Source organism: Bacteroides faecium (assembly GCF_012113595.1).
GTDB lineage: Bacteria > Bacteroidota > Bacteroidia > Bacteroidales > Bacteroidaceae > Bacteroides > Bacteroides faecium.
Genome location: NZ_CP050831.1, coordinates 47,382 through 58,514 on the forward strand (window position 1 = coordinate 47,382; position 11,133 = coordinate 58,514).

General features: G+C 39.1%; 7 protein-coding genes. All 7 read right to left on the reverse strand.

The features are described from left to right. Position 1: 1 nt before the first annotated feature. The 7 genes from BacF7301_RS00195 to BacF7301_RS00225 are packed head-to-tail and all read right to left on the reverse strand — an operon-like array spanning position 2 to position 11,075. A complete protein-coding gene (locus BacF7301_RS00195; protein ID WP_167959432.1) occupies positions 2 to 583 on the reverse strand; it encodes a hypothetical protein in 582 nt (193 codons plus the stop codon). Between the two features lie 26 nt (positions 584 to 609). Then, positions 610 to 2,064: a glycosyl hydrolase family 28 protein gene (locus BacF7301_RS00200; protein ID WP_167959433.1), complete on the reverse strand. Its 1,455-nt coding sequence runs from the start codon at positions 2,062 to 2,064 to the stop codon at positions 610 to 612. Positions 2,065 to 2,070: 6 nt separating this feature from the next. Then, positions 2,071 to 4,059, reverse strand: a complete 1,989-nt coding sequence (locus tag BacF7301_RS00205; protein WP_167959434.1) for an FAD-dependent oxidoreductase — start codon at positions 4,057 to 4,059, stop codon at positions 2,071 to 2,073. A gap of 23 nt (positions 4,060 to 4,082) precedes the next feature. After that, complete coding sequence (locus BacF7301_RS00210; RefSeq protein WP_167959435.1) at positions 4,083 to 5,651, reverse strand: hypothetical protein; 1,569 nt, start codon at positions 5,649 to 5,651, stop codon at positions 4,083 to 4,085. A gap of 17 nt (positions 5,652 to 5,668) precedes the next feature. Next, positions 5,669 to 6,325, reverse strand: a complete 657-nt coding sequence (locus BacF7301_RS00215) for a hypothetical protein (RefSeq protein WP_245208302.1) — start codon at positions 6,323 to 6,325, stop codon at positions 5,669 to 5,671. A gap of 13 nt (positions 6,326 to 6,338) precedes the next feature. Then, on the reverse strand, positions 6,339 to 7,829 hold the full coding sequence (locus tag BacF7301_RS00220; protein WP_167959436.1) for a RagB/SusD family nutrient uptake outer membrane protein: 1,491 nt from the start codon (positions 7,827 to 7,829) through the stop codon (positions 6,339 to 6,341). 27 nt (positions 7,830 to 7,856) lie between these two features. Further along, complete coding sequence (locus tag BacF7301_RS00225) at positions 7,857 to 11,075, reverse strand: SusC/RagA family TonB-linked outer membrane protein (RefSeq protein WP_167959437.1); 3,219 nt, start codon at positions 11,073 to 11,075, stop codon at positions 7,857 to 7,859. Between the last annotated feature and the right edge of the window lie 58 nt (positions 11,076 to 11,133).

The window sequence follows — 11,133 nt, forward strand, 5'->3', positions numbered from 1 at the left end:
TTTAGTCTTTTTTAGAAGAAATACCAACATCATCTATACGAAATACACAACCGCCGCCAGTCTGTCTGAAACGTATAGCAAGTTCCTTTGCCTGAGGTAATTCCGAAGTCACACGGTATGTCCATACCAACGCAGATCCTTCTTCAACAGACAGCGGATCAAATTTTAAACGGTTCCATTTCTTTCCATCCAGACTATATTCCACAGCTAAATCCGAACCATTGGATTTAACCACTCCTTTGAGTATGCCAAAACCAAGTACCGGTGACTGAATATCTTTCGTATTAATTCCACTTATCACAAAGTCAGTGCCCGGAACATCAGCGATACGGATATTTGCTCCTCTGGACGCCTCTCCAAAAAGAGTGGCATATATACTATTGCGAGGTGATGCACCCTGCAACTGCACCTCAGCACTACCACTAAATTTTAAAAACTCACAGTTTTTAAAGCCTTTAGCAGCATAATGGCCGGCTATACTTACATTTTTGGTAACGGTTCCCATACTTTCTTCAAACACTTGTGCATAAGTAGCCGATAGTGATCCTACAGCTAACATAACTATCAAAACTAATTTCTTCATAACTAATTCTATTTTAATGATTTCGTTTATTTTTCAATAATCACATTGGTTACATATTCATTTTTTTCAATCTGCCCGTCCAATAGAACCGCCCCATTAATTCTAATATTTTTAAAGACTACATGATTGACAAGATTGGATTCTCCATATCCAAGCAATTGTACATTCGCCGGACTGCCGGTTGCCACAATGTTCTTAAAATAGACATCATCGATATGTCCTCTATGTGTGTCCGATGTCCAAACATCTTTATTAATCCATAACGAGATTAATTTCCGGCATTCTTCGATTCTTATATTCTCAAAATGAACATTCTTCACTTTAGCGGCATCACAATGATATATTCTCAAAGACCATTCCCTGCCTTGATCATGGATTATGTCACAATCGGAGAAGAAAACATCACTTATGTCATCGTTTATTTCAGCACCGACACTCAGGGCATGCGCCACTTCATTCCACAATACATTCTTTCTAACTACTATATTCTTACATTCTCCTTTCCCTCTCAAAGTCTTCACGACTATCAAATCGTCAAGTGTGCGAATAAAGCAATTCTCAACCAGTACATTCTTACTGTTGCAGATATCTATCCCGTCAGAATTTGCACGATAACCTATTAACTTTATATTATTAATGTGCACATTGTCGGACATCCTTACAGGAACAGTCCAAACACTCGCATCACGGAGTATCACTCCCTCTATGCTAATATTCTGTCCCTCTACCATCAGCATATTCCGTGCATGGGTAGGACATTGCGAGGCATCGATAATCCCCCGCCCCTTTACTTTTATATTTTGTCCGATAAGACTTATCGAAGGATGATAAGGCTGTTTTTTCAGCCCGGTCACCGGGTCAGCCCCTTCCCTTTCCTGTTCGCTGACAATAGTCTTCAGAATCGCCCCTCCTGCTAGATACAAGGTTTGATTATCCCTCACAATCAGCCTGCTGACAGTATGTATTCCCGGTCCGAAGTAAATAACATCAGGATCGTTCGGATCAGGTCTATCCTTCTCAATGCAATTGGCAAATATATGCAGCGAATGAATTATATCATCATTGATTTCAACAGTTAGTTTCTGCCCCGCATGAATAGTAAATTCTATTTCATCACCGTTAATTCCGGCATCAATATTAGCCGAGGAAGGCAGTATCTTAAAAGTATTGATTTTAATTGCGGCTTTTACTTTGATTTTTGTCTTCTTAGCTATATCAAAATAAGCAAATGACGCTTCATCAAAGTATTTTGCCGAATTTATTTTATCATCCATCGCTTTATAGCGAAGTTTCTTATCCAATGGAGCTACTTTTGCTATATACACAGGTATGTCCTCACCTCCCGCTTCAAGACTAAAAGCTTTGCTTACCGGTTCACCTTCAGGAATCGGATATACCACCACTTCTGTCCTTTGCGTAAAAGAGGACATCGTCACCACCCAAACGGTCAATAATAATATATAAATCAGATTCTTTCCCATTCGATTTTACTTTTTAATAAACCTTATACCATCGGCTACTACAATACCACCCGTACCTTGATTGGAAATGATAACTTTCGGCTTTCCGACTTTCGAAAACTTATAAGTTCCAAGACTAAACCAATAATCAGGAGATTCTATCTGCTGTGTCATATCAACAAATACTATTTTTTCTCCATCATCAGTTTCTATCACTACACGAACAGCTTTACTTCTATTCTGGTCGGGTGAATACATAATTTGAATCTCATAAATACCGTTCCCGGGCAAATCGGGTTCAAACACTGCGACCGCAGTTTCCGTTGCCGACTGGTTCACAAACCGATAGTCGTACATTAAAAAAGGACCGGCACTGACAGAATGCCCCCAATGTCCTGTCAAGATTGCATCAGCATCATCCATAACATATCCGGTGACCGTTTCTTTATCAATATAAAACTCGTCTTCAGGTGTATAGTGCAGGATTTGTCCTTGCGAAATCAACTCTTTCTGCAACTGTTGTATATCAACCTGTTGTATAGCCAGGTTATCCCTTATAGCCAAAACTGATGCCGCACCGGCTGCGTGACCTGTCATCATAAAAACCGGTTCCATACGTAATGAGCCATAAATAGTATGAGTGGCGGACATACATACTGATACAAACAGGTTCTCACACTCTTTCTGCTTGGGAATGATAGCTCCATAAGAAATCTCGTATGGCCTGAAGGGAGCATGTTTCATTTCTCCCTCTTCCAACATTTCTCCTGCTGGTGTGATAAAACGCTGTACAGTATGACAATCCATAAAATATGAGCCGATTGCTATGGCATCTTCTTTATGAGGATTATCCCATGCATCTTGTTGCCTCATCACATATTTTCCGATCATCCTGCGTCCTTCTCTGACATATAGCATATAAGGCCAATTATCATTGTCTGCAAACTCGTCGGCAGCATAACCATATCGTTTTGTATCATTCCGCAACTGTTCCGGCACCTTTTCATCATTGGATAAAAAGTAGAGCAGCCCTTGCTGATAATGTTTATGATAGCTTTCTATATAGTTCCTGTCTTCATATGATGCTTCCGCATATTTCCATGATGCATTCACCAAATCCATGTGATTCACATCAAACTTCTGATTAGGCAACTTATACAAAGTCAAAGCTTTGTCCAACGTTAAGAGTTTCAACCTGTTTATCCGGGTAAGAACATTGGCATATCTTTGCGGATCATAACCGCCAGGTTTAGTAAAAGGCACCTGATTCTCTTTATTCGTGGTTATACATAGTCTATACACATAAGCTTGCACCCTATGATCGGCATCTCCCACTTGCTCTCTATCCGAAAACACATAGTCAAGAGGAAAGGCGTCACTCAGTTGTTTCACTTCTTTCAATTGGGTATCATTATATTTCCGGACTAATTTATATGGCTGGATACCGGCCGATGATTCGTTATATTTCTTTATCGCTTCACGACCAACCGTATATGAAACGCCACTTTGAGCCATAAGATCACCTTCGTAAGTTGCATCAATATAGATGCGGGCTGAAAACTCCCGCCCATCTTCCAAGATGAGGTTCTGAATCTTATTTCCCTGTCTGACAACTCCTCTTCGAGATAACAGCCGTGAATGATAATAGACATCCACACCGGTTTCTTTCAACATTTGCTGAAAAACATTTTCTGCAACAGAGCTTTCCATGTCAACCTGAATTTTAGTTTTTCCATAATGACTGCCCACTCTTTTCAAAAATTCCCTGGCATAACCGCCTACTGTCTCCGGATTACCAATGTCCACATGACCTAATCCACTAGTCGTAAGTCCTCCAATATGTTTTCCCGGTTCCAATATAGCAACTTTCAAACCTCCTTTTGAAGCTGCATAGGCGGCAATAATGCCGGACGAGGTTCCCCCATATACAATGAGGTCATACTTTTCCTCTTTCGGAACAATTCCGAAAGAGGAAAATAAAATGACTAAAGCCAATAAGTTTACAATATTTTTCATTCAATATTTGTTACTAATAGTAATCACTGGAGAATCTTGAAGGACATTACATAAAATCCCTTAGTAGTATCTTTTGAATCTACCGTGAAAGATTCTATACGCATGATACCTATTCTTGACGGAGCAGTAGAAGAAGCTGATGTCTGGAAGAAAGCAGTTTCACCGGCTACATAATTCGCAAAGTCTTCAGTCACCCGAGGCGTATTCAGATAATTCTGCACCGCGGTACTTTGGAGATCGGCAGAGGTCACATTATCGAAATTGAATGACCAGACACCAGATTTAAATTTCTTTATCTTCATCGTGTTTCTACCTGGCCAAGTATAGAATGAAGGTATATTATTTGCGGCATCTTCCGACCATCCACCTTCCGGACGGTTTGTGACAGCTTCATACAAACGTACATTTCCGGTAAAGAAATAGAAATACATATCTATATTAGGGATATTCGCATAGAATTCACTCAGGCTATATGTCTTTATGTCTTTCACTGAGAAGAAACAATATGCATCAGGATATGCAGGATCTGCTACTTTCGAATAATATTGCGACCCTATTCTCATATTTGATTTATAACTCAAATCGATTATAGTATTTATCGCTATTGACGAAGAACGTCCGAGCCGGTCATATGCCACCACTTTAACTGCATTCCATGTAGGTTCGAAATCTGGAAGTTCTGCTGTAAAGTCAACGTCTTCCTCCGAATTATAGGTTTTCGATACCGATGTAAGTTCTGTCTCAACATCTTTCTCTACCTTATAAACATTTATTGCCATGATTCCAATGCTTGACTTGGCATTAAAGGTGAGTGTTTTATTCGTTCCGCTATTGGCAACAATTGCATCCATTGTAGTACTACCTGATACTGTAAGTACCGGAGCCGGTATTGAAATATACTTAATCGGCAACGTCTCTATCTTGGACTTTCCATATTCATCCGTAGCTTTCACTTGCAGTGCATTATCGCCTTCCGTATATATTATTTCTTGCTCAAAACTATAAGAGTCTTTCTGCACAAATGCCGGAGTCAGTACAATATCCTCAATAGAGGATTTTCTGAACAGCTTAACTTCTACACTGACAAGTTTGGTAGCCCCCTTCACTTCAAATTTAGTAATAGGGATTTCAATCGATCCTGTATTCTCATCAATTACAATTTCCTCTTTTTCAAAAGTAATCACAGGCGGAGCTTTGTATTTGATTACTGAAATAGGTATGGACACTTCACTTGTCCTGTTCGCCACATCTGTGGCTATCAGCCTGAAAGATGTCATACCTTCTTCCCATAAGGGCAGTTCTTTCACCGAGTATTGTGTTTTATCGTAGAAACTTGTCACCTCTTTATAGGGAGTTTCCACTCCGTCTTTAGTAATCAGCATCTGTACAGATTGTAACCCCGCCTCAGACAAGATGACACACACCAATGGAATATTATCAGCGGTGTTCATATCAGGCTTAATTTCATCCAGAATCAAAGAAAATTCCGGTTTACTCGTATTTGAGTAATCAGTATCGTTATCTCCGCACCCATTCAATATCAGCATAAATAAAATACAGAGACACATTAATATTTCGTATATTCTTTTCATAATTCAGTCATTAAATATTAAAAAGCAGGCGTATAATTTGCATCTTTTCTATAGTATGCATAATCGGAAAATACATGAATAGCCCCATTCACAGGCAATATATTGGAAGTAACAGAGCTTATTCTCTTACTTTTAAAATTGCTGGCGCTTTCATTAACCACTATGTTTCCGTTAGCAATCGGAGAACCTACGGAATTGGCAGAAGACTTGTTAACCTTAATAGTCAGCAGCCCGTCTTCTCCTTTCAGCATCGTTTTTACATAAATAGGTTCAACAGGCAATTTCTTATTATATGCATGATACTCTCCTCTTATGATGTGATACTGCAAAAACTTCCTGACTACCTCAACATCGACATGCGTAATTACCAACCCGCCACGGCTATTGATAAAAGTCTGCATACCCGTATCATTAATAAACAAATATGTCATCAAAGAGTCTGTTTGTGAGTAATACTCTTGCATACCAGCATATTCAACAGCCTCCTTCATAATAGAAAAAATATCCGGGCGGCTATTCATAAATTCCCATGCTGTCATATCCACATGAGGGTCCAGTGCTTCACCCTTATAGTCATAGTCTTTTTGCAATTCCAGTTTATCACAGGAAGAGTAAACAAGGACAAAAGAAAACAAGACAAACAGATTACACAAATTAAATTTTATATGTTTCATGGCTTTTCGTTTTTTAATATCCTTCATTTTGTTCCAAAGAAGAATTTTGGTTAATCAAAGTTTGATTGATAGGGAACAATGCCTGATTTTCATTTTTCATTCCATTGATAGGTCCCATCACCTCCAGTACTCTATTATTTCTGACTAAATCGAACCATCGTTTGCCTTCGCCTACCTGTTCTATCTGCTTCTCTTCCAATATATAATCGACCACCTCTTTTCGTGATGCGAAACTACTCAAAGGACGCGTCAATGTTTGGACACCTGCTCTGGCTCTTACAGTACTGGCAATAATATTCAAAGCCTCTTGCCATTTATCAAGATATGCCTTTACCTCTGCCTGCATCAGCAGGATATCCGTAAAGCGATATACAGGATATGCCATCTGGCAGTTCAAATAATTCTGATAAGGGATTCTGGCTCCATTCGCAATATATTTATGAACTTGATAGGTGGTCGTTCCTCCTCCCGAAGCCGCCAGATAATTGTCAAAACGAATATCACTTGGATTGGCTGCCTTTGCATCTTCATATTTTTTTTGTAGTCCGGGAGACAATACAACGGTCGAGCCTTGTCCTGAGCCACACCCCAACACCGTCCATATATGACTGTAGTTATTCAAACCAGCCTCTGCTATATTTTGATGTATCACAAAAATAAGCTCGTTAGCGCCCGGGCCATATTCATCCACAGTCGGAGAATTATCTGAGACTTTATTATTCAAGTCTTCAACGAATGTTTTTTTCATTTTATCCATATCCGGCTCAAACGCTGTATATGTAGTATTCGACATCAACTTATCTATTGTCTGTTCAGCGCCTTCATAATCTTGTAGCCACATCTGAACATCCGCCAGGATAGCGTATATCGCATTTCGTGAAATTCTTTTTCTTTCTACATTTCCCGGATTAATAAGCAACTCTGCCTGTTTCAAGTCTGGCAATATCACATTATTATAAATTTCCTCCTTGGACGTTCTAGTCTTATACACTCCTTTATCCAGATTGTCTACAGGTTCCAGATATACAGGAACATCCCCCCAGACCCGCACAGCATAGAAATAACATAAAGCTCTCATAGCATAAGCCTGTGCCAGATAGTCATTCTTTAGCGCTAAATCCGTAATGTTTGAATTAGGTATATTCTGAATTGCAAAATTCGTATTACTTATCACTTTGTACAGACTAGCCCAGTTGGTACATGGCAAATCAGTTGTCATCTGGTTGGATATCAGATTAGAGTATTCAGAAGGAAGTTCATTGAACAACACGAAGTTGTCCGATCTCATTTCCCCCCATGAAAAATAGTTTGTTTTCATGGCTGTCCTGAAAGAAGAATAGATTTCAGCAATTCCGGCATTCACATCCCGTTGATTCTGCCACATATTATCTGCAGGAATCTCACTTATAGGGTCAAGTTCCAGAAAGTTACAAGAAGAGAATGATATGCTGACACATCCTATTATCACTGTTGTTAGTAATGATTTGAAATATATTTTCTTCATATCTATTATTTTTAATAAATGATGTTTTTAGAAATTTGCTGTTATCCCCATTCCATACTCACGCTTACGAGGAAATCTGTTTGTATCTTCACCTATGGACAATGCGCTATAAGAAGAGAATTCAGGATCGTAACCCGAATAACCGGTAAATGTAAAAGGGTTATTGACATAGGCATAGATATTCAACCCTTTTAAGTTCACTTTATTTACTAACTGTGGATTGAATCTATAACTCAGCCGGATATTACGTATTTTTAAATAAGAACCATCTTCAATATAGAATGAATTGACAGCCCTATCGTTCTGGTAGCTATCCCGATAGGGTCTTGGATAGGTAACCTTATCTCCCTGACGTACCCAGAAGTTATCCAACCAACCTACAGAAGGAATTGTTGAGAATGCCCACATACTAGCTTGGTCCTGGTTATATTTAGCCTGATTGTACACCTTTCCGCCAATAGAATAATAAGCAGATGCAAACAGGGTCCAGTTTTTATATCTGAAGTTGAAAGAAAAACCACCGGTAAAATCAGGTTGGGCATTACCGATAACTGTCCGGTCCTTATCATCAATAATTCCATCTTTCTGTTCCGGATTTTCTTTCCAATTTATATCTCCCCCACGGAATGGAGTACCGTCCGGCAGTTTTTTCTGGTTCACCTCTCCTTCATAAACAACACCACCCAGTTCGTAATGGTCAAGTATATGTTTACCATTGGCATCGATTACAGCATTTCCATTTCCATCTGTCCGGAATATTGGAGTAAGTTGTTCCCAATTAGAATCAAAGGCATTTGACTGGTCATACTGAAATACATCTATATAAGTGTAGCCATAGAAGTCGCCAAGAGGACGTCCCTCTGAAATCCACCACTTATCGTTGTGGATATATGAAGCACCTTCCGCCAATGCCTTTACCTTATTCTTGTTAAAAGCAATGTTCGCACTCAGATTCAGACTGATTTTCTGAGTATTTATTATATTACCGGTGAAAGATAACTCCAATCCTTTATTTGTAATAGAACCAATATTCTTTCTCACTGTATTGAATCCCCATTCCTTGGGAATTTCATAATTTGCCAATAGATTATCAGTCGTTTTATCAAAATAATCTACAGTGATCTGATACTTGCCTTTATTAAAGGACAAGTCGATACCCACGTTCATTTGAGCCGTTTGTTCCCAACCTAAGTCATTTACGGCAATTCTTGCAGCGGTCACTCCTGATATGCCATCATAAATTCCACCTATATCATAAGAAAGCTGCGAGTCATAATCACCTATCGCTTCATTTCCGGTGACCCCATAACTAAGCCGTAACTTAGCATCATTAAGTTTGATTTTCCTAGCCCATTGCATAAACCGTTCATCAGAAATACGCCATGCAGCCGAAGCAGAGGGGAAATAACCAATCTTTTTATTTTTAGCAAACCGGGATGAACCGTCAGCTCTCAGATTGGCAGCGAAGAGATATTTCGATTTGTAATTGTAGGTGACCCTTGCAAAAGCCGAAGCCATATTATGAGCTGTTTCTTTTGTACCAGTTTTAGTAAGGTCAAAATTCGCAGCAAATGCATTTTGTGTATAAACCGCATCAGTAGCCGAGTTCTTGCCACTGAAATAATCTGTCTCCGTCTTCCAGCCCTGCAAACTAATACCAAGCATAGCAGAGAAATTATGTATATCTTTGATTGATTTTGTATAATTAAAATAATTTTCATTCATCCAGTCATAATTCAGCGTACTATTATGCGAACCAAAATTATTAAGATAACTATCACTCAATAGTGTAGGCTTCATATAATTGTATCTGTGCAACGACATATTGACGTTAAAGTTGGTAGTGAATTTCAGATTCTTATTGATCTTAAATTCTATAAATTGATAAAACGAGCCTCTGTATATATCTGTAAAGTTGGTTTGCAGATTCGCAGCTATAGGATTAATTCCCCACAACGTTCCAATAAGTGTTCCGTCAGGGTAATAAAGAGCCAGATTAGGTTTACGGGAAAGCAGACTGTTCAAGAATCCTCCTTCATCTACTCCCGACTTTTTCGCATAACTAAAACTGATTTTAGTACCCAGAGTTAAATAGGAAGTGGCAATATAGTCAGCATTCAGACGAGCGGAAAGTCTTTTAAAGGATGTATTCTTGATAATCCCCTGCTCATTCAGGAAACCCGTCATTAGCATATATTTCAGTTTGGAAGAACCACCCCCAAAACTTAAATCCAACTGATCCTTTCTTGCAGTTCGGAAAGCTATATCCTGATAGTCATTATCATTACTTAACAATACGTTAAGAGAGTCATTCATTTGTGCGGTCAATACATTTTTCACTGCTGTCGACACAAGTCCATTTCCTTCTCCATTAGCATATTCCAACAATCCTTTTTGCATTCTGCGATACTCGTTTGTGTTCAGTTGAGGCAACTTATGCGTAAGATTACTCAAAGAGTGCTGATACCTTACTTCCAATACAGGAGCTTTTTCCGTCCCTTTTTTAGTAGTGACTATAATTACTCCATTAGCAGAACGTGCCCCATATATTGCGGCTGATGCCGCATCCTTCAACACCTCCATCGACTCAATATCATAAGGATTGATATTATCAATATCAGTAGTGGGAACTCCATCTACTACCCATAGCGGAGTAATGCCGGCATCATTCATGGTCGATATACCTCTGATTATAACCGAAGCACCTTCACCCGGTTGCCCCGATCCGCTCGAAATCATAACTCCCGCGGCTGAACCTTGCAAAGCATCGAAGATACTAGTCGGCATTTTCTGTTCAATGTCTTCTTTGCTCACAGAAACGATAGAACCGGTAATGTCTCTTTTTTTTGTTACTCCATAGCCTACTACTACAACCTCATTCAATTCTTTGGATGCATCTTCCAGAGTAACATCAATCTTTTTCGATACACCTACCACGCGGTCTACTTGCTGATAACCTAAAAAACTGAATTGCAGGATGTCTTTCGGACCAGTGATTCCAATTTTATAAAATCCCTTATCATCGGTAATAACCCCAAGTCCTGTAGTCACATTCTTTACAGTTGCACCCGGCATAGAAAAGCCGTCCGCCGAAACAATGCCTGATACTGTTCCTGTAATAGGCGCTTTACTTTTGGCTCTGTTCTGAGCAAATACCAATCCACTGTTATAGATCTGCAAAGCAAGAAGAATCAGCAGAATAACAGATTTACGATTAATACTCATTCTAAAATAAAAATTGTTCATAAAATAGTATTTAGATTTGATTAATAAAATGTCACGGCCAAACTTCGTTTTATTTCCC

What these genes read in the sequence shown, in the direction of transcription:
- BacF7301_RS00195 (WP_167959432.1), bottom strand. Translation starts at nt 583, where the DNA reads ATGAAGAAATTAGTTTTGATAGTTATGTTAGCTGTAGGATCACTATCG.
- BacF7301_RS00200 (WP_167959433.1), bottom strand. Translation starts at nt 2,064, where the DNA reads ATGGGAAAGAATCTGATTTATATATTATTATTGACCGTTTGGGTGGTG.
- BacF7301_RS00205 (WP_167959434.1), bottom strand. Translation starts at nt 4,059, where the DNA reads ATGAAAAATATTGTAAACTTATTGGCTTTAGTCATTTTATTTTCCTCT.
- BacF7301_RS00210 (WP_167959435.1), bottom strand. Translation starts at nt 5,651, where the DNA reads ATGAAAAGAATATACGAAATATTAATGTGTCTCTGTATTTTATTTATG.
- BacF7301_RS00215 (WP_245208302.1), bottom strand. Translation starts at nt 6,325, where the DNA reads ATGAAACATATAAAATTTAATTTGTGTAATCTGTTTGTCTTGTTTTCT.
- BacF7301_RS00220 (WP_167959436.1), bottom strand. Translation starts at nt 7,829, where the DNA reads ATGAAGAAAATATATTTCAAATCATTACTAACAACAGTGATAATAGGA.
- BacF7301_RS00225 (WP_167959437.1), bottom strand. Translation starts at nt 11,075, where the DNA reads ATGAACAATTTTTATTTTAGAATGAGTATTAATCGTAAATCTGTTATT.